General features: G+C 64.8%; 17 protein-coding genes. 5 read left to right on the top strand and 12 right to left on the bottom strand.

Annotated features, from left to right (window positions below; genetic code table 11):
• Positions 1 to 33 precede the first annotated feature (33 nt).
• The 5 genes from rpsG to hppD form a co-directional block, all read right to left on the bottom strand.
• Positions 34 to 504, bottom strand: coding sequence for a 30S ribosomal protein S7 (rpsG, locus tag ACQP1G_RS05110; RefSeq protein ID WP_040739280.1), 471 nt, complete (start codon positions 502 to 504; stop codon positions 34 to 36).
• A gap of 1 nt (position 505) precedes the next feature.
• Positions 506 to 880 (bottom strand): 30S ribosomal protein S12, encoded by a 375-nt coding sequence (gene rpsL / locus ACQP1G_RS05105; protein WP_019049359.1) that lies wholly within the window; start codon positions 878 to 880, stop codon positions 506 to 508.
• Positions 881 to 1,174: 294 nt separating this feature from the next.
• The gene (locus ACQP1G_RS05100; RefSeq protein WP_433198848.1) at positions 1,175 to 1,732 is read right to left on the bottom strand and encodes a DUF3558 domain-containing protein; all 558 of its coding nucleotides are present in this window, start codon (positions 1,730 to 1,732) and stop codon (positions 1,175 to 1,177) included.
• 11 nt (positions 1,733 to 1,743) lie between these two features.
• Positions 1,744 to 2,271: a DUF3558 domain-containing protein gene (locus ACQP1G_RS05095; RefSeq protein ID WP_433198846.1), complete on the bottom strand. Its 528-nt coding sequence runs from the start codon at positions 2,269 to 2,271 to the stop codon at positions 1,744 to 1,746.
• A 341-nt stretch (positions 2,272 to 2,612) separates the two neighbouring features.
• Positions 2,613 to 3,821, bottom strand: a complete 1,209-nt coding sequence (gene hppD / locus ACQP1G_RS05090; protein WP_433198844.1) for a 4-hydroxyphenylpyruvate dioxygenase — start codon at positions 3,819 to 3,821, stop codon at positions 2,613 to 2,615.
• Positions 3,822 to 3,980: 159 nt separating this feature from the next.
• Here hppD and ACQP1G_RS05085 point away from each other — a divergent pair, with 159 nt between their 5' ends.
• Positions 3,981 to 4,505 carry an Lrp/AsnC family transcriptional regulator gene (locus ACQP1G_RS05085; RefSeq protein WP_433198842.1) on the top strand — a complete coding sequence of 175 codons (525 nt, stop codon included), beginning with the start codon at positions 3,981 to 3,983 and terminating at the stop codon, positions 4,503 to 4,505.
• Between the two features lie 45 nt (positions 4,506 to 4,550).
• Positions 4,551 to 5,717: a low temperature requirement protein A gene (locus ACQP1G_RS05080; RefSeq protein ID WP_433198840.1), complete on the top strand. Its 1,167-nt coding sequence runs from the start codon at positions 4,551 to 4,553 to the stop codon at positions 5,715 to 5,717.
• A gap of 81 nt (positions 5,718 to 5,798) precedes the next feature.
• On the opposite strand, the gene ACQP1G_RS05075 is transcribed toward ACQP1G_RS05080, so the two are convergent.
• Together ACQP1G_RS05075 and ACQP1G_RS05070 are read right to left on the bottom strand one after the other, a co-directional pair.
• Entirely contained in the window at positions 5,799 to 6,908 is a 1,110-nt protein-coding gene (locus tag ACQP1G_RS05075) for a winged helix DNA-binding domain-containing protein (protein WP_433208167.1), read from the bottom strand.
• 155 nt (positions 6,909 to 7,063) lie between these two features.
• Positions 7,064 to 8,038 (bottom strand): NADPH:quinone oxidoreductase family protein, encoded by a 975-nt coding sequence (locus ACQP1G_RS05070; protein ID WP_433198838.1) that lies wholly within the window; start codon positions 8,036 to 8,038, stop codon positions 7,064 to 7,066.
• 147 nt (positions 8,039 to 8,185) lie between these two features.
• Here ACQP1G_RS05070 and ACQP1G_RS05065 point away from each other — a divergent pair, with 147 nt between their 5' ends.
• The gene (locus ACQP1G_RS05065; protein WP_433198836.1) at positions 8,186 to 8,509 is read left to right on the top strand and encodes a type VII secretion target; all 324 of its coding nucleotides are present in this window, start codon (positions 8,186 to 8,188) and stop codon (positions 8,507 to 8,509) included.
• Positions 8,506 to 9,648: a transglycosylase SLT domain-containing protein gene (locus ACQP1G_RS05060; RefSeq protein ID WP_433198834.1), complete on the top strand. Its 1,143-nt coding sequence runs from the start codon at positions 8,506 to 8,508 to the stop codon at positions 9,646 to 9,648. The genes ACQP1G_RS05065 and ACQP1G_RS05060 overlap by 4 nt, the downstream gene beginning before the upstream one ends.
• A 17-nt stretch (positions 9,649 to 9,665) precedes the next feature.
• Here ACQP1G_RS05060 and ACQP1G_RS05055 read toward each other — a convergent pair whose 3' ends face one another.
• From ACQP1G_RS05055 to ACQP1G_RS05040, 4 genes are all read right to left on the bottom strand, one after another.
• Positions 9,666 to 10,880 carry a DUF7373 family lipoprotein gene (locus tag ACQP1G_RS05055; protein ID WP_433198832.1) on the bottom strand — a complete coding sequence of 405 codons (1,215 nt, stop codon included), beginning with the start codon at positions 10,878 to 10,880 and terminating at the stop codon, positions 9,666 to 9,668.
• On the bottom strand, positions 10,877 to 12,829 hold the full coding sequence (locus tag ACQP1G_RS05050; RefSeq protein WP_433198830.1) for a serine/threonine-protein kinase: 1,953 nt from the start codon (positions 12,827 to 12,829) through the stop codon (positions 10,877 to 10,879). Before ACQP1G_RS05050 ends, ACQP1G_RS05055 begins: the two co-directional genes overlap by 4 nt.
• Positions 12,829 to 14,655, bottom strand: a complete 1,827-nt coding sequence (locus ACQP1G_RS05045; RefSeq protein ID WP_433198828.1) for a serine/threonine-protein kinase — start codon at positions 14,653 to 14,655, stop codon at positions 12,829 to 12,831. The genes ACQP1G_RS05050 and ACQP1G_RS05045 overlap by 1 nt, the downstream gene beginning before the upstream one ends.
• A gap of 102 nt (positions 14,656 to 14,757) precedes the next feature.
• A complete protein-coding gene (locus tag ACQP1G_RS05040; protein WP_433198826.1) occupies positions 14,758 to 15,003 on the bottom strand; it encodes a hypothetical protein in 246 nt (81 codons plus the stop codon).
• A gap of 137 nt (positions 15,004 to 15,140) precedes the next feature.
• Between ACQP1G_RS05040 and ACQP1G_RS05035 the strand changes: the two genes are divergently transcribed.
• Positions 15,141 to 15,908 carry an acyl-[acyl-carrier-protein] thioesterase gene (locus ACQP1G_RS05035; protein ID WP_433198824.1) on the top strand — a complete coding sequence of 256 codons (768 nt, stop codon included), beginning with the start codon at positions 15,141 to 15,143 and terminating at the stop codon, positions 15,906 to 15,908.
• A 43-nt stretch (positions 15,909 to 15,951) separates the two neighbouring features.
• Here ACQP1G_RS05035 and ACQP1G_RS05030 read toward each other — a convergent pair whose 3' ends face one another.
• Complete coding sequence (locus ACQP1G_RS05030) at positions 15,952 to 17,622, bottom strand: FAD-dependent oxidoreductase (RefSeq protein ID WP_433198822.1); 1,671 nt, start codon at positions 17,620 to 17,622, stop codon at positions 15,952 to 15,954.
• Between the last annotated feature and the right edge of the window lie 38 nt (positions 17,623 to 17,660).

Below are 17,660 nucleotides of genomic sequence, written 5' to 3'. Positions count from 1 at the left end.
CTCCCGGCCCGGAAACGACGGGCCGGGCAGACGTCACCAGCGGTAGTGCGCGAAGGCCCGGTTGGACTCGGCCATCTTGTGGGTGTCCTCGCGACGCTTCACCGAAGCGCCGAGACCGTTGCTGGCATCGAGGAGCTCGTTGGCAAGACGCTCGACCATGGTCTTCTCACGGCGAGCCCGCGAGTAGTTGACCAGCCAGCGCAGTGCCAGGGTGTTGGAGCGGCCGGGGCGAACCTCGACCGGCACCTGGTAGGTGGCGCCACCGACGCGACGCGGCTTGACCTCGAGTGCGGGCTTGACGTTGTCCAGCGCGCGCTTGAGGGTGACGACCGGATCGGTGCCGGTCTTCTCGCGCGCCTGCTCCAGCGCGCCGTAGACGATGCGCTCGGCGGTGGACTTCTTACCGTCCAGCAGGATCTTGTTGACCAGCTGAGTGACCAGCGGCGACCCGTAGACCGGGTCGTTGATCAGCGGACGCTTGGGTGCGGGGCCCTTGCGTGGCATATCAGCTCTTCTCCTTCTTGGCGCCGTAACGGCTGCGGGCCTGCTTGCGGTTCTTCACACCCTGGGTGTCGAGCGAGCCACGGATGATCTTGTAGCGGACACCGGGAAGGTCCTTCACACGACCGCCACGAACGAGCACCATCGAGTGCTCCTGCAGGTTGTGCCCCTCGCCCGGGATGTAGGCCGTGACCTCGACCGCGCTGGTCAGGCGAACACGCGCGACCTTACGCAGCGCGGAGTTCGGCTTCTTCGGGGTCGTGGTGTACACGCGAGTGCACACGCCACGGCGCTGCGGGCTCCCCTTGAGGGCCGCTGTCTTGGTCTTGGAGACCTTGTCGCGACGACCCTTGCGGACCAGCTGGTTGATGGTTGGCATAGACCGGCTTTCCTTAATTAGTTAACGCGGTGTCTGGAACTTCATGTCTGTGTCATCGAGTCTTCACTCGCACGTCCGGCCACGTTTCTCGCGTCCCGAGGTCGGGCGTGTCGCACGCAAGACATAGTCCGAATTCCGGGCACGCCGGAAAGGTCGGCCGCTCTCGCTGGCCTACGTTTGCGCACGAACTTGCCCGCATGCTTCCGGGCACAGCGATCCACGATACCCGTGGCCTCGACACATGGTCAAAGTGGGTCGGTCATCACAGCCGCCGGGCCACTACCACCCGCCGGGCTACCTGGCCAGATTCAGGGTCAACTCGACCAATTTCTGGGCACCGGCGCACGGATCGGGATGTCCGCCGGGACGGTAGTTGATCCACCAGCCGATGATGCCGGTGTCGGCAGCGCCCGCACTCACCCCACATGAGTCGGGATCGTTCGGACGCGTCGTCTTCAGACCGCGCCGACCCTGCACGGTGATGTTCTCGGTGTTGTAGCCGAGCTTGTCGTTATTGGACTTCTCGCTGTTCAGCGAGCCTTCCTCGTACCAATTGAGGGTCACCATGGCCGAGCCGCCCGGCGCGTCCTCGACATCCCACATGCAGACCGCGCCGTTGAACGACGGCGAGACCACCTGCGCATTGCCCACCGCCGAACCGATCTGGTCGAGTTCGACCACCTCGCATTCACGCAGCAGTTTGTCGAAATTGGTGTTGACCGTGGTGGCACCACTACCGCCCGCGGGGTGCGCCGACCCCTTGACGGTCTGACCGCAGCCACCGACGGTCAGCGCGACCGCGCACACCGTGACCGCGACGGCCGCGACCCGAAGGCCGGGACGTGAACTCATCTGTGCTCCCCTCACTGCAACCGCTGCACGGTCAACTCGGCCAGCTTGCGCGTCCGGTCGCACGGATTGCCCTGCTCGGAGAACAGTCCGTAGGACATCGACCATTCGAAGAAGTCGTCGTCGAGCTGCACCGCGAGATCACAGACCGAACCGCTGGGGTCCAGCGCCTGGAATCCCTTGCGGCCGCCGACATCGATGGTCTCCGGATTGCGGCCGACATTGGAGACCCAGGCCTTCTCACGATCGATCGGGCTGCCCCGATACGACGCGAAAGTGACACTCGGCGAAGCGAGTCCGGCGGACTCGAAGTTGCAGCCGACCGAGTTCCGGTAGACCCGCGCAAGCTGATTCAGCCCCGCGATATCGCGGATCTCTTGTTCGGTGACATGGCCGCACTCACCGACGAACGGGCCGAGCGTGGCGACCTTCGGCGGCGGGCGCAGCGGGGCGTTCGAGGAATCGGAGTCACCGTCCGAGCCGCAGGCCGACAGCATCAATGCCAAGGCCAGACCGGTGACGATCGCCGACGGGATCCGCATGCCGTGAACTCTACTGAATATTTGGCAGCGCCTGCGGCGCTGCGGGTTCGCGGCCCCCTTGGTCTCGCGTCCGAGCCGTCGAGACTCGCGCCTGCGGCGCATCGCTTCGACGACTCGGACGCGAGACGGGCCGCGAACGGGTCGCTCGTAAGACTCACTCCGTGGTGGTCGCCGAGGTGCGGATCGTCAATACCCGGCGTGCACCGGCCCAGCCGTCGAGACTCGAGACCTCGTCATGTGCGCTTCGACGGCTCGGATGTGAGACGGGCCACGAACTCGTCGCTCGTAAGACTCACTCCGTCGGGGTTGGGAGTGCGGTGATCTGACGGACCGGAGCGCGGTCAGAGGTTGCCGCGGGCTTCTTGTTCGCGCTCTATCGCCTCGAACAGGGCCTTGAAGTTGCCCTTGCCGAAGCCGAGGGAACCGTGGCGCTCGATGAGTTCGAAGAAGACGGTCGGGCGGTCGGTGAGCGGTTTGGTGAAGATTTGCAGTAGGTAGCCGTCCTCGTCGCGGTCGACCAGGATGCCGCGGCGCTGCAGTTCCTGCACCGGGACGCGGACGTGGCCGATGCGGGCGCGCAGTTCGGGATCGGAGTAGTAGGTGTCGGGAGTTTCGAGGAATTCGACGCCCTCCCTGCGCAATACGTCGACGCATTCGAGGATGTCGCTGGTGGCCAATGCGATGTGCTGCACACCGGGGCCGCAGTAGAACTCGAGGTATTCGTCGATCTGGGAGCGCTTCTTACCCACCGCGGGCTCGTTGAGCGGGAACTTCACCCGGTGATTGCCATTGGCCACGACCTTGCTCATCAGCGCCGAATATTCGGTGGCGATATCGTCGCCGACGAATTCGGCCATATTCGTGAAACCCATGACGCGGCGGTAGAACTCGACCCACTGATCCATCATGCCCAGTTCGACATTGCCGACGACATGGTCGATGGCCTGGAACAGCCGGGTCGGAGTGCCGGGGCGCGGCTGATAGCCGGAGCCGCGGGCGACAAACCCGGGCAGATACGGCCCGTAGTACTCGGAGCGGTCGATCAGCGTGTGCCTGGTCTCGCCGTAGGTGGCCAGCGCCGCCGAGCGGACGGTGCCGAATTCGTCTGTGTCGTCATGCGGTTCGGCCAGGATCGTGGCGCCCTGCGTGCGCGCCCATTCGACGCAGCGGTCCACATCCGGAACCTCGAGCGCGATATCGACGACGCCGTCGCCGTGCCGGTCGTGGTGGGTGACCAGCGGGCTGTGCGGTGCGACCGCGCCGGTGATGACGAATCTGGCCGCGCCGCTGCGCAGCACATAGGCCTTGTGATCGCGATTGCCGGTCTCGGGGCCCGAGTAGGCCTCCAGCCGCATACCGAAGGCGGATTCCAGGAAGTGAGCGGTCTGGGTCGCGTTGCCGACCACCCAGACCAGCGCGTCCCAGCCGATGACCGGGAACGGATCGACGCTGTCGTCATGATCGACCAGTCCGACGAGCCGGCGCAGCTCACCGTCGGTGGGCAGCGGGCCGGAATGGCGCTGGGAATTCGGCAGGTGCTCGATGGTCATGATCCAAGGAAATCGCCACCCCCCTGGATAGGCAACATCACCGATTTTCGATAGACACTGTGGCGAATTCGGCTAGGAAGTCACCCCTGATGCTGGACAATTTGAATAGCACAACAGTGACCTGCACCACGCCGGTCGCGCCCCGGAACGGAGGCCGTCATGTCGCGCACGCCCGCGAAACTCGATGAACTCGATCTCGCCATCCTCACCGCGATGCACGAGTATCAGAAGGCGGGCATTCTCGAACTGTCCCGGCGCACCCGGGTCGCGCGGGCCACCGTCCAGTCCCGCATCGGACGGATGGAGGAGTCGGGCGTCATCGCGTCCTATGATCCGCAGATCGATGTCACCGCAGCGGGTTTCGATGTGCAGGCCTTCGTCACACTGGAGATCGCGCAAGGTGCGCTGGATACGGTGGCGGCCGAACTCGACGCGATTCCCGGGGTATTGGAGGCCTATGCGACCACGGGCACCGGTGATGTGCTGTGCCGGATCGGCGCGGATTCCCATGCCGGGCTGCAGGCGGTGTTGTTGAGCATCGACCGGACGAGTTCGGTCGTGCGCTCACACAGCGTGATCGTGCTGTCGACGGTCATCGCGCACCGGACGCTTCCGCTGTTGCGCACGCTGACACCGACCGGAACCACCAAAGCGCCCGCCTACCGGGACAACCCGGAGCGCTGAGCCCATCTAGGCTCGTACTCCTGTGTCACCGAGTACGAGATTTCGATGAGCGAGCCTGCCGAATCCAACACCGCAACACCCCATGCCCGCGCCACCTGGGCCGAGTTGTTCTTCGATCTGGTCCTGGTCTTCGCGGTCACCCAGACCGCGCATGTGCTCGGCCACCACACCTCGATCGCCACCCTCGGCCACGCCCTGGTCCTGCTCGCGCCACTGTGGTGGGGCTGGGTCGGCGTCACCATCCTGGTGAACACTGTCGAGGAGACCAACGCCCAACGTCTGGTGCTGTTCTGCTGTGGGCTGTTCATCTTCTTGATGGCGGTGGCGGCGCCCGCCGCACTGGACCAACCACGCGGGGCCGCAATGGTTTTCGCGGGCGCACATCTGTTGTTGCGAATCGTGCTGTTCATCGCCGTCATCCGCACCAACGGCTTCGCGACCACGATCAATCCGTTCAGCATCGGATTGATCACCGGCATAGCGATTTTCGCGAGCGCGGCGCTGCCGGAACATTCGCGTATCTGGGTCTGGACCGGGGCGCTCGTCGTGCAGTTGGGTGCACCGCTGCTGTACGGCAGGGCCGTGCGCAACCGCACGATCGGGGTTTCGCATCTGGTGGAGCGATTCGGCCTGTTCATCATTATCGCGCTGGGTGAATCGGTGGTCGACGCGGGCGCGCAGGCCGCCTCGACCGACCTCGATCCGGCGGTGGTGACCACGCTGGTACTGGCCTTCCTGGTCGGCGCCGGGCTGTGGTGGATCTACTTCCATCGCTCGGCGCGGTTGCTCGAGCACGCGCTGACGACCATGCCGGCGCCCGGGTTGATCGTGCGAGATGTGCTGAGCTATGGGCATTTAGGGCTGGTGGCCGGGCTGGTCGCGGTTGCCGTCGGGCTGGGTCATGCGGTCGCCGATCCCGGTCACACCGCGCACGGCGTCGCCGCCGCGCTGGCACCCGGCGGCGCGGCACTGTTCCTCGTCGCCTTGGTGGTGAATCGGTGGCGGATGCTCGGCAATGTGGCCACGACTCGACTCGCCGCGGCGTTGGGCTTGATCGTGGTCGCGGGGGTGTCGTCGATGCTGCCCGCCATGGCCGTGGTCGGGCTGACCGCGGCCGTGCTCGTCACGACCGATATTGCCGAGCAGATGGTGGCCGGACCCGGTCAACCGTTGCCCGCGGTGCGGGTCGGACGCCGATCGCGCACGAGGTAGCACCGGGCATGCGCGTCCACGGCACAGAGCGATGGACGATGGCGGGGTCAGCGCCTGCCCGAACGCGTGATGAAAGCCGGGTCAGGGCCGCAGATCGGCATCCACGTCGAGAATTTCGACGCTCGAATGCTTATCCGCCTCCAGGAATCCGACCAGCGCATGGGCCTCGGCGTCCACCGCCTCGCTTTCTGCGGCCGTCCACTTCCTGATCGGCGTGATGCGCAGTCGGGCGACGCCGCGCTCCAGGAAGATCTTGTAAAAGCCCGCCAAAAAACCGTCGACCAGGACCGGCGAAACAGCTGCGGCGAAAGCACGCAGGGGCGGCGCCACGCCGTCTGGCACGATTCGGGAGCGATCCTGATGCGAGAGAATCGCATTGTCGTACCAGCCGAGCAGGCGGACCGGGGCGGGCAGGTCCGGATCGGCGAGTTCGCCATCGGCGACGTCGTAGAGGGTGCGGCCGCGTTCGTCGGTGTAGGTGCGCAGACGGTCGCCGAGTTGTTCGACGGCGGCCTTCATGCCGGTCAGCTTCGACCAGGTCTGCATATCCATCGTGCTGGCAGGTCCGAAGGCGCGCAGATAGCGAAAGACCAACTCCGCCAATGGATAGCTCGGATCCAGCGGGGCGCCGAGCCAGGGTTCGACACGGGACCACACCGGCCTGCTGTTGTCCTTCCACTTGCCGCGCGGCGGGGTCTGCAGCACGGGCAATTGGTACAGCCAGGTCTGCAGCACCGCACCGGCATCGCGATCGGGGTAGATCGCGGCGGCCTCGGCGCGCAGGTCGGCCGCCGACATCGGCTCATCGCCGAGTGCCGCCTCGCCGTGCTCGCGCACCACATCCGGATCCAACCCGACCATCGCGCCGTAGTTGAAACCCTTTCGGAAGGGAATCTTTTCGAGCTCGGGCTGAATATGCGGGGCGATACGCAACGCATCCTGCGGCGTCACCATATGAATCGTGCCGCGCATCAAGGTGATCCGCACCAGCGAGCGATCCTCCAGCCCCGCAGAAACCGTCGCGGGATCGAAATCCGCAATGCGACTCCACAATCCGACGAACGGCGGCGGCGAATCCTGCGCCTGCAACCCGACCAGATGCTCACACATCTCGGACACACTCAGCGCCGACCGCTCCAGCAGCTGCTGGCGGGCGAGCAACGTCCGGTTCAGTACCCGATTAGACAGCATCTGCACAGCGATTCCATGAGGGGTGGTGGTCGGGCGACGGGTGGGCCAACTCCATGATCAGATCACCGTACCGGCGCGCACGAATTGTCGCGCCGCGCATCGAATAATCGCGGAATTCGTGCGCGGCGCACTGATTCGTACGCGGCGGCCCATGGTCAGCGCAGGGTGACGACGACCTTGCCGGTGGCGGTGCGGTTGTCGAGGGAGGCGACAGCCTCGGCGGCACGTTCCAGTGGGTAGCGGACCGGCTCGGGCGGGGTGATCTTGCCGGAGGCCAGCAGGGGCGCGACTTCTGCCCACTGCTCGGTCACGTAGCCGGGGTGGGTCATCACCCACTCGCCCCAGGCCGCACCGGTCACCTCGACGTTCTTCAGCAGTAGCCGGTTCACCTTGACAGTGGGGATCTCGCCCGCGGTGAAGCCGACCACCAGCAGCCGACCCGCCGAGGCCAGGCTACGGATGCTGTCGGTGAACCGGTCGCCGCCAACCGGATCGAGCACGATATCCACACCACGACCACCGGTGAGTTCCTTGACGGCGGCGAGCCAGCCGTCGGTCAGCACCACATCGGTCGCGCCGTTGGCGCGGGCGACCGCCGCCTTCTCCTCGGTGCTCACCACCGCGATGACCCGGCCCGCACCCAGCGCCGCCGCCATGCGCAACGTCGAGGTGCCGATGCCGCCAGCCGCGCCGTGCACGAGTACGGTCTCCCCCTCGGCCAGCCTGCCGCGATTGCGCAGGCAGAAGTGCACGGTCAGATCGTTGAACAGGATCCCGGCCCCGGCCTCCAGCGATACGTTGTCCGGCAACCGGAACACCATCTGCGTCGGCACGACCGCCACCTCGGCCATGGCATTGCCGAGCAGCGTCAGCGCGACCACCCGATCGCCCGCCTCGACCTGCGCGCCCTCCGGTGCCTCCCGCACGATCCCGGCCACTTCACCGCCGACGACGAACGGCAATTCCGGTTTCATCTGGTACAGACCCCGCGTCATCAGTACATCGGGAAACGCCACCCCGGCCGCGTGCACATCGATGACCACACTCCCGGGATATGCCGCGGGTTCGGCAATCTCCACGACCTCGATCGCTTCCGGCCCCTCCAGCTTGCTGACCTGGGCTGCGCGCATATGCCGACCTCTCTGTCCACTCGGCGATCCTCACATCATCACCGACGCCGTGACCAACCTAACCGCCCCTGTCGGCCCCCTGTCCACACCACCCGTTTTTGCTATGCTGACCGGGACCTGAGGTGGGGACGAAGGGGGAGTTCTTCCGTGGTGGACAACAGTGATCCGGGGACGTTGCGGGTCGACGCGGGCGCACTACAGACCTTCGCGAAAAGTCTTGGCGATGAGGCGAACGGCATCAAGAAGTTCAATGTCGGTGACGGCTTCACCGTCGCGCTCGGGGCGCTGCCCGGCACCCAGTTCGGATCCGCGGTGCAATCGGCTACCGATGTCGTCAACCGCAGCCTGACGCGGATCGGCGAGCGCCTCGAGAAGATCGCGTCGATCACGCACAACGCGGCAGGCGCCTTCGAAGTCGCCGAAACCGACTTCGCCAACAACCTGAAGACGATCGGGCTGCAACTGCCATGACCCTCAGCCTCGACGATGTAGCCAAGTGGGAGCCCGACCACCTCACCACCGCCGCGAACAACGCGGCCAAGATCTCGACAGATCTGGATACCGCGGTCCGCAAGGGCATCGAAGACACCGCGAAGCTGGGAACCGACAAGACGTGGTCGGGCGCCGCCGCCGCTGCGGCCAATACGCGAATGGAAACCGAAAAGACCCGCGCTTCCGCGGTGAGTCAAGCGGTGCACGATCTCCAGACCGCCTTCACTGCCGAGGTGGACAACCTGAACAGGGCCAAGCGGAATGTGCTCTCGCTGCGCGATCTGGCCACCAACCCGACCTGCCCGGCCCCGGGCGCGAAGACCGAGCCGGGCTTCCACGTCGCTGCGGACGGCACCGTCGATGCCGATGATCGAATCGCTTGGTACAAGGTGAATCTGAACGAGTCCGAAGCCAACCAACTCACCGATCAGGCCACCCTGGACGCCGCGTACTGGCAAACGAAGATCGTCAACGCGCTGGCAGACGCAGAGGCCGCGGCCGACCGAGCGAAAAACCAGGTGGGTGAGGCCGTCAAGAAACTCCAAACCGCCGACGACGGCCTCGGCGACCCGAATGCCGTTGCGTCGCAGACGCAGAACACCAGCACAACAACGACCTCGACCACGGCGCCATCGACCAACAACACGAGCAAGCCCAGCTATACGTCGAGCAGCCACAACAGCAACGGCTCCGGATCCCCTTCGAGCTCACTGTATTCCGGCAGTACCGGCTCGAGCGCACCAACCGGGGCGAAGCCGACTGGCGATGTGGCCAAGTGGATCGAAGACGCGAAGAAGGCGCTCATTGCCATGGGTTACGACCCGAAGGACATTGATGAAAACGCGATCGCGTTGATCATCGAGCACGAGTCGGCTGGCGACCCTTACGCCGAAAACCGCTGGGACAGTAACTGGGTGGCCGGGCATCCGTCCAAAGGACTTATGCAAACCATCGACAGCACTTTCAACGCCTACAAAGCGCCCGGCCACGACGATATTTGGAATCCAGTCGACAACATCATCGCTGGGGTTCGATATTCGATCAACACATACGGATCACTCGGCAATGTGCCCGGTGTCGCGGCGGTCAATTCCGGTGGCGCATACCGCGGTTACTGACGACGAGCGAACAAAATTCATCGACTGTTGGCGAGGAGGGCGTACTGGGCCGCTGCCATTTGCTGTGTCTCCCACAGTCGGCCGCCGAGAAGCAACGCCACATAACGCCGATAGGCCACGAAGCAGCGGAACTGCGCCGTTGAGGAGGCCGAAAAATCCTGAGTGCAGGACGTATTCGGAACATCGTCGGGTGGATCGACCGCCCGATGATTCACCGCTGGGTCCAACTCCACGGATTCAGTAACGAATTTGGCCGCGGCCGCGTCGTCTCGGGTCCGGAATACGATGACGCTCGGCGTCATCGCCACCCGATCCACACCGGCGCGCTGCATTACCGGGTATCGCCCGGCCTGATCCAGGATGTAATTCAGGTAGCCGCGAGCAGTGTAGACGACCTCACCTTGGCCGTCTGGTTCAGGGACCACTCCGCTTTCGTGCAACGTGCGCACGAGCAGGTTGTCCGGATCCTGGCGGAGGCTGTTGAACTTGTCCGGTGGCGACGGCGTGAAGGTATCCAGTTCTGGCAGTTCGGCATCGAGGTACTTCTGTGTCATCTCGATGAGCCGATTGAGATCGGTTGTGCGCGCATCCGCTAGCACGCTCACCACAAAGACTCCGTGCGCGGTCGTGCTGCCGAGGGTAGGAACCGATGGCCGCCAATGCGCTGCGGAGGACGCGTAACGGGGAAGTTTGACGGCGACGTTCTCCGGATTGATCCCGAAATCGACTGCATCGAGCTCCGTGGCCGCGGCTTCCGCGTCCGCCGCGTTCGAAAACCGCAGCACAGTGACAGCGAGACCTTCACGCTCCCGAGTACCGAGTGCGGCCTTTGTCAGCGGGCGTGAATCATCCGCCGATCCGGTCGAGAACCCCACGACGAGGCCATGTTTTTGCAGTACCGGAATAACGGCATCCGCCAGGTAGTAGGTCACCGACTGTGCGTCGGTGTGTGCGCGTGCCGAGGCTCCTCCCGAGTACTTTGCATCCACCACATGCGGGCTCAGCACCGCGTCGGATATCCGAGCCGCCTCGAGCCGCAAGTATCCGAGGTTGCTCAGACGCGACGCCAGTTTGGGTGATGACGTCGGCAATGTACCGACATCGAGAGTGCGCACATCGATTTCGCTGGCAACACCGGTGCCGTGCACGGTGGCCCCACAGCCACCCAGAACGGTGACAAGGACAAGGGCAGCCGCAGCCCGCAGCGCTTGGAACAACTGACCACGCTTCATCGGCTCGCCTTGGGGAGGTTCTCCAAGATGTTCTGCACTATCCGAACTGCGGAGTGACACCTGAATTCAGGATGGTCTCCGACCGTGGGGCCATCGACCAGGACCGATATTAGTTCCGCTTTGCCATCCGAGGAGGGCTGGTAAACCCCTTGCCGCACACAAGAGGTGGACCGCATCTCGGCTTCGTTCACATCAACCACGTTGCCGCCCCCGAAATCGAAGTGAATCGGCTTGGGATCGACCGACGGGAAATCACGCCAGAGATTTACTGTGACGGTGCTTGCGGAGAACCACTTGCAGGTATGCAAAAGGTCCGGGGTGCCACGAACCTGCTCGCCGATGGACGTCTTAACTGTGATCGAGTCGATGACCGCGCACGGATCATGCCGGGCGAGCGAATTATGAAAGTTCGGCAGCTGCGGCACCTTGGCGATGAGATTTCGTGCAACCTGCGCGACTCCTTCGTCAGCAAACTGGCAGAGCTTGTCGGTGGGCATCGAGCCCGAGGCGATCAGCGAATGCGTTACCTGAACAACAATTCCGAACTGTGTTTCGGCGGCAGCGGGCAACAGCGCTCGCTCGCAACTCTTTCCACCAGCAGCCGGATTTTCCAGTACCGGAACGCCGCCGATCTTCCTGCCACTGTCTCGGAATCCTTCGGTTCGTTTGATATCCACGTCGAACGACTCCCCGCCCGCATCAGCACTGCAGGTCCCCCACGAGAGCGAGATCGGCCCTCGCTCCCACTTTCCCAACGACGCGACCAACGGGTCCTTCATGGCGGCACACACATCGATCGACCGCAGCTTGGTCGTGTTGAATCCGGCGAGCGGATTAGGCACGTCAGGCGTCGGATCACCGCCGGTGAGCGTGACCGCACCGGCGACAGCCGCACCGACCAGGATCACCACGCCTACCAGGGCGGCGACCAAAACCCACCTACGTTTCGGCGGATCGGATCGGGATCCTGCCTCTAGCTGCCGCAGCTTTTCGTCGAAGCTCCGGCCCTGCGGTCCAGGAACGGTTGTGTCGTCGGCTCCGACGATCTGGGTGGCCTCCGGATCGGCGAGCAGCGCTGATAGTTCGGCGTCCTGCTCGTGAACAGCGTTGTGGATCGCGGCGGACCACGGGCGTGCTTGTGGCGGAAGCGGTCCAAGGAAGTCGAGGATCTGGGCGGGCGTCGGGCGGGCGGACGGGTCCTTGCGCAGGCACGGCTCGACCAATTGCCGCACCTCTGGCGGGAGTCTGCTCAGGTCGGGCTGAGTATGCACGATGTTGTACAGCGTGTGCGGCAGTGATGATCCGGCGAACGGGCTCTTGCTTGTGGCCGCCATTGCCAGTACCGCGCCGAAGGAGAACACATCGCTGGCGGGGGTCAGCGGCTCGGATCGTGCCTGCTCGGGTGACATGAAGGCGGGCGAGCCGATAATCGAGCCGGTGTGCGTCAGTTCCGAGCGTTCCTCAGTGGCACGGGCGATCCCGAAGTCGATGACACGGGGCCCGTCCTCGGCGAGGATCACGTTGGCGGGCTTGAGGTCTCGGTGGATGAGTCCGACACCGTGGATCGCCTGCAGGGCGGCGGCAAGGCCGACAGCGAGGGCTCGTACCTGGTCCGTCGAGAGCGGACCGAAGTCGTGCACTGCCTTGTCCAGCGGCACACCCGGCACGAAAACGGATGCGAGCCAGGGATTTTTGGAGTCGACATCGAAGTCGATGAGCGCGGCGGTGAAGGCTCCGGACACCCGCGCCGAGGTCTGTACCTCGCGACGGAAGCGCGGCAGGAAGTCCTCCTCCGTCGCCAAATGCGTGTGTACCTGTTTAATGGCAACCAGACGGCCGTCGGGGCCGATACCGAGCAGCACCCGCCCCATTCCACCGGCACCGAGTTGCCCGAGCAGCCGATACCTACCGACATGAACGGGGTCGCCGGGTTCCAAGCGGGCCACCATCAGGACTTGTCCAATCGTTCGCGAACACCAATGAGTACGGATTCGGTAGCCGCGCACGCTGAATCAGCGCCATCAGCGGCCGATGGACGGACGGTCACGGCGATCAACTCCCCGCGATCTTCGATGGTCGGGCGCACCAGATGCGAGGTCGTGCAGGTACCGTCGGCGTCGATCCGGCGGGCTGAGCGCAGGCCGCCGAGCTTGCCGCCGTTCACGTCGAAACTGCGGTACTTCGGGTCGGCATCGACCCGTCTCTCCTCGGCGACCTGCACGGTGATCATGTACGGGTTGCCTGACCAGGTACAGGTGTGAACGTCTACGGCGCTCGGTGTGACGCTCTGTCCCAAAATCGTTTGGATAGTGCCGGAGTCGACCGAGGCACACGGATCCATTCGCACAACAGACTGCTTCGGAGGATTCGTGTTCGGCGGATCGGTGATCAGCCGCGTCACCACGGCTCTCAACGCGCCTGTCGCCAAGGAACAAGCATCACCGTCGGATTCAGTGATCTTCAACTCGAGGCCGAGTTCGGGCTGCGATCGCAGCAGAGCGGCCCTACCGCAGGACTGCGCCTCGGTTGTCGTGTCGAGAATCGGTTTGCCCGCGATTGATTCGCCAGTTGGCCGGTAGCCAGGCGCGGCCGCCGATATTCCGACACCGACGGTCATGGTGGACTGCTTGCCATCGTTGGTCACGAATTTCGTTGCGCAGACCGAGGAATTCGATAGTTCCTGTTTCACGGGTTGCCCCAACCCACCGACCACTTCGGCACCGAGCAGCTTGCAGGAGTCGACCAATCGCAGTTGGTTGTCGCTTAGTTCGAGGGTTTTGTTCGCCAGTGGATCGGGGGTGGATTCGCCGCGTGTGAGATAGCGCGCCGTAGTTCCGCCCGCCGCCAGTAATGTCGCCACGGCGGCCGCAACCGCCCATCGTGCTGGGCCCCTTCGCTTTTCGGGACCGGGCACGCGCCCGTCCAAAGTCGCCCACATTTCGGCGTCGGCACGTCCCTGAACTATCTCTTGACGCACTCTGCTCGGCCACCCCGAACGGGCAGTCACCGCGTCAACCGATTCGAGCAGTTGGGCCGGGGTCGGCCGATAAGCAGGGTTCTTTTCAAGGCACGCATCAACTAGCCGCCGCAAAGCCGCAGGCACCCGGTTCGTGTCCACCCGATTATGCACCACGTTGTACAGCGTCTGTGGTGTCGATGCACCGAGGAAAAGACTATCCCCAGTCGCGGCGAGCACCAGCATCGCGCCGACCGAGAAAACATCGCTGGCGGTGGTGAGCTGGTGACCTTCCGCCTGTTCCGGTGACATGTATGCGGGTGAACCGATCAACGAGCCGGTACTCGTGAGCTGGATATCCCCCTCCAGCGCCCGGGCGATACCGAAGTCGATGACCCGCGGCCCATCCTCCGCGAGCAGCACATTGCCGGGTTTGAGATCGCGGTGCACCATGCCCGCGCGGTGGATCTCCATGAGCGCCGAGGCCAGTCCCGCCGTGAGCAAACGGAGTCCACCCAATGGCATCGGGCCGAATTGGTCGACCGCGGCGCGTAGGGATGGGCCCGGCACGAACACCGAGGCCAGCCATGGCTCGGTGGCGTCGGGGTCGGCATCCATGACTGCGGCGGTATAGGCACCAGTGACGCGCTGCGACGCCTGGACTTCCAGTCGGAAGCGGGCGCGGAATTCCGGGTTCTGCGCAAGGTGGCGGTGGATCATCTTGACCGCGACGAGTCGGCCGTCCGGCGAACGCCCGAGCAGCACTCGGCCCATCGCACCCTGCCCGATTACGGCGATCAAGCGGTGGCGACCCGCCATGGGCGGATCGTGCGGCCCCAGTGGTTTCAACCCCGCCCCTCCCCTCGGTCCTGCTCGGGATAGTACCGGCGCGATCGCCGATCGTCGCCCGCGGCGAAGCGCTCAGGCGAAGGTTTGGTTGCGTTCGGCGAGGGCGTCGCGGAGTTTGGTGATTGCGGTGGGGCCGACACCGTGTAAGGCGGCGAGGTCGCGTTCGGTCCAGGTGGTCAGGTCGGCGAGGCGGTAAATTCCGGCGGCGGCCAGGGCACGTTCGGCGGGTTTGCCGAGCTTGGCGGGTAGGTCGGAGCCGTGCGCACCCGTCACGCAGCCACTCCCCTTCGTCGAATCGCTGCGCGATGCTTCCGTCATTGCCCCATCCTGCCCGGCGGGACCGACCGGTGTGGGTAGAGGCGGCTCGACGCGAGGGTGTGACGTACGCCCCGTAAAGTCGTTTCAGAACAGCAGCGTAAAAGAACGCGGCACACCGTGCAGCGCGAGGAGCACCAGTGTCACTCGATCAGCCACTCGCCCCGCTTCCCCAGGAGGGCATGGGGTTTGCGTCGGCGTGGCCCATCCGGGCTGGCGATGTAGATCCGTACAACCGCTTGCGGTTCGACGCCGTCGCACGTTATCTGCAAGATATTGCCTGGGAGCAGCTGCAGCAGACGAATCTGCATACAACAGATCCGACCTGGATCGTCCGTCGTACGGTCATCGACGTCATCCGGCCGATCCTGTGGCCCGACGAGGTGCGGATGCTGCGGTGGTGTTCGAGCATGTCTACTCGGTGGACAAATATGCGGGTCCGGGTCACCAGCGCGAACGGCGGGTTGATCGAGACCGAGGGCTTCTGGATCAATATCAGCGAGTCCAACAATATGCCGGCGCGGATCAGCGATGAGGGCTTGAGCTACCTGGCCCAGACCACCAACGAGCACCGCCTGCGCTGGCGGCCCTATCTCACCGACGCCACACCCCCGGAATCGGATACCGATATGCCGTTCCCGGTGCGCGCCACCGATATCGACCAGTACAACCACGTCAACAACGCCTGCTACTGGCAGGCGGTGGAACAGTTCCTGGTCGAGTACCCCAAGCTCGTCGCGGGCCCGCATCGCGCGGTGATCGAGTACGTGGCGCCGGTGCTCGCTCGTCAGCACGTCACCGTGCGCAGCCGCTATGAGCCGGGCGATCGCTCGGGACGGCCGGTACTGCGGTTGTGGTTCGTGGTCGGCGGCACCACCACCACGGTCGTGCGCATCATGCCCCTATAGAAACCCGGCTCCGCTCACTGGGAACGGAGCCGGGGTCGCCGGTTCAGCCGCGCGCGGCCTTGAGCAGATCCTCGCGGGTGGTGAGCTTGACCCGCGGACGGCCCGAGGCCTTGCCCGCGGACTTCTCCGCCGTATCGATCGCCTTCCAGCCCTCGCGATCGACCAGATCGGCCTGCCGCTGCCCGAGCAGCGCCTTCAGCGCGGCCCGACCGGCCTGCGGCACACCGAGTTTGCCCGTGGTGAAGTCGGCCAACAGCTGCTCGACGGTCTCCTCGGAGTCGATGCGGTTGGACCCGATAACACCACGCGGACCGCGCTTGATCCAGCCGCTCACATAGACACCGAGCAGCGGGACGCCGTCTTCGCCGAGTACGCGGCCGTGCTCATTGGGAACGACCGCGCGGCGCTCGTCGAACGGCAGATCCTTGACCGGTTCGCCCTTGTAGCCGATGGAGCGCAGCACCAGGCCGGTGTCGAGGGTTTCGGTGCGATCGGTCGTGCGCGCCACCAACCGGCCGTTCTCGCTGACCAATTCGTTGTGCGCGAACTCCACCGACTCGACGTGATCGGTGCCCTGCAACGCCGTCGGCGAGGTCAGGTAGCGGAACACGATCCGCTTATTCGCCGGATCGCGGCGGCCCGCCGCGAATTCCTTGGCGAGGGTGTACTTGAGCTCCAGCGACGGTTCGACCTCAGGGTCGTCCAGCAGCGCCTGGCTGGCCGGGTCGAGGGCAAGGTCGGCCTCGTCGACGACGATATCGACGCCCTTCAGATGGGCGAGCGCCAGGAACTCCGGCGAGGTATAGGCCGCCTGTAGCGGACCACGCCTGCCGAGTACGACTACTTCGCGGATATTGCTGGCGCGCAGCGCATCCAGGGCATAGTCGGCGATATCGGTCTTGGCGAGTTCGGCCGGATCCACTGTCAGCACGCGGGCGACATCGAGTGCGACATTGCCGTTGCCGACGATCACCGCGCGCTCGGCGGATAGGTCGAACTTCCGGTCCGCGAAGTCGGGGTGGCCGTTGTACCAGGCGACGAACTCGGTCGCCGAATGGCTGCCCGGCAGATCCTCACCGGGCACGCCCAGGCGCCGGTCGGAGGACGCGCCAACGGCATAGATGACCGCGTGGTGGTGGGCCAGCAGTTCCTCGTGCGTGATGTGCGTACCGACCTCCACATTGAGGTAGTACTGCAGCGTCTCGCGGCGGAATGCCGACTCGAACATGCCCGAGACCGTCTTGGTGCCCGGGTGGTCGGGGGCGACACCCGCGCGCACCAGCCCCCACGGGGTGGGTAGCCGATCGAACATCTCGACCTCGACATCGCAGCGCCGCAGCAACTCGTCGGCGGCGTAGCAGGCCGCGGGCCCCGCGCCGACGATGGCGACGCGTAGCGTGCCGAGTTCCTTGGGCGGACGTGCGGGCGTGACGATCGGATCGAAGTTCGATTCGAGCGGATGCCGTTGGAAGTAGGCGGCATTGATGTCACGGAACCTGCCCAGCGACGCGGTCAGATCATCCTCGGAGAAGATGGCCTCCACCGGGCACGCGTCGACGCAGGCACCGCAGTCGATACAGGTGTCGGGATCGATGTAGAGCATTTCGGTGGTCGCGAACTCCGGCTGATCCGGGGTAGGACGAATGCAATCGACCGGGCACTCAGTGACGCAGCTGGCGTCGTTGCAACAACGCTGCGTGATTACGTAGGCCATATTGTGCAGATCCTCGAAAATGTACGTGGGTTGTAGCC

It is taken from the genome of Nocardia sp. CA-107356, from assembly GCF_050946365.1.
In the GTDB taxonomy this organism is placed as follows: Bacteria; Actinomycetota; Actinomycetes; order Mycobacteriales; family Mycobacteriaceae; genus Nocardia.
The sequence above is the reverse complement of the archived record's forward strand: the minus strand, read 5'-3'. Positions and strand labels throughout refer to the sequence as shown.

Excerpts from the sequence above, each read along its gene's own strand:
- ACQP1G_RS05030 (WP_433198822.1), bottom strand. The coding sequence starts at position 17,622 with ATGGCCTACGTAATCACGCAGCGTTGTTGCAACGACGCCAGCTGCGTC.
- ACQP1G_RS05050 (WP_433198830.1), bottom strand. The coding sequence starts at position 12,829 with ATGGTGGCCCGCTTGGAACCCGGCGACCCCGTTCATGTCGGTAGGTAT.
- ACQP1G_RS05075 (WP_433208167.1), bottom strand. The coding sequence starts at position 6,908 with ATGCTGTCTAATCGGGTACTGAACCGGACGTTGCTCGCCCGCCAGCAG.
- ACQP1G_RS05100 (WP_433198848.1), bottom strand. The coding sequence starts at position 1,732 with ATGAGTTCACGTCCCGGCCTTCGGGTCGCGGCCGTCGCGGTCACGGTG.
- ACQP1G_RS05040 (WP_433198826.1), bottom strand. The coding sequence starts at position 15,003 with ATGACGGAAGCATCGCGCAGCGATTCGACGAAGGGGAGTGGCTGCGTG.
- ACQP1G_RS05055 (WP_433198832.1), bottom strand. The coding sequence starts at position 10,880 with ATGAAGCGTGGTCAGTTGTTCCAAGCGCTGCGGGCTGCGGCTGCCCTT.
- rpsL (WP_019049359.1), bottom strand. The coding sequence starts at position 880 with ATGCCAACCATCAACCAGCTGGTCCGCAAGGGTCGTCGCGACAAGGTC.
- ACQP1G_RS05085 (WP_433198842.1), top strand. The coding sequence starts at position 3,981 with ATGTCGCGCACGCCCGCGAAACTCGATGAACTCGATCTCGCCATCCTC.
- ACQP1G_RS05060 (WP_433198834.1), top strand. The coding sequence starts at position 8,506 with ATGACCCTCAGCCTCGACGATGTAGCCAAGTGGGAGCCCGACCACCTC.
- ACQP1G_RS05080 (WP_433198840.1), top strand. The coding sequence starts at position 4,551 with ATGAGCGAGCCTGCCGAATCCAACACCGCAACACCCCATGCCCGCGCC.
- rpsG (WP_040739280.1), bottom strand. The coding sequence starts at position 504 with ATGCCACGCAAGGGCCCCGCACCCAAGCGTCCGCTGATCAACGACCCG.
- ACQP1G_RS05045 (WP_433198828.1), bottom strand. The coding sequence starts at position 14,655 with ATGGCGGGTCGCCACCGCTTGATCGCCGTAATCGGGCAGGGTGCGATG.
- ACQP1G_RS05095 (WP_433198846.1), bottom strand. The coding sequence starts at position 2,271 with ATGCGGATCCCGTCGGCGATCGTCACCGGTCTGGCCTTGGCATTGATG.
- hppD (WP_433198844.1), bottom strand. The coding sequence starts at position 3,821 with ATGACCATCGAGCACCTGCCGAATTCCCAGCGCCATTCCGGCCCGCTG.
- ACQP1G_RS05070 (WP_433198838.1), bottom strand. The coding sequence starts at position 8,038 with ATGCGCGCAGCCCAGGTCAGCAAGCTGGAGGGGCCGGAAGCGATCGAG.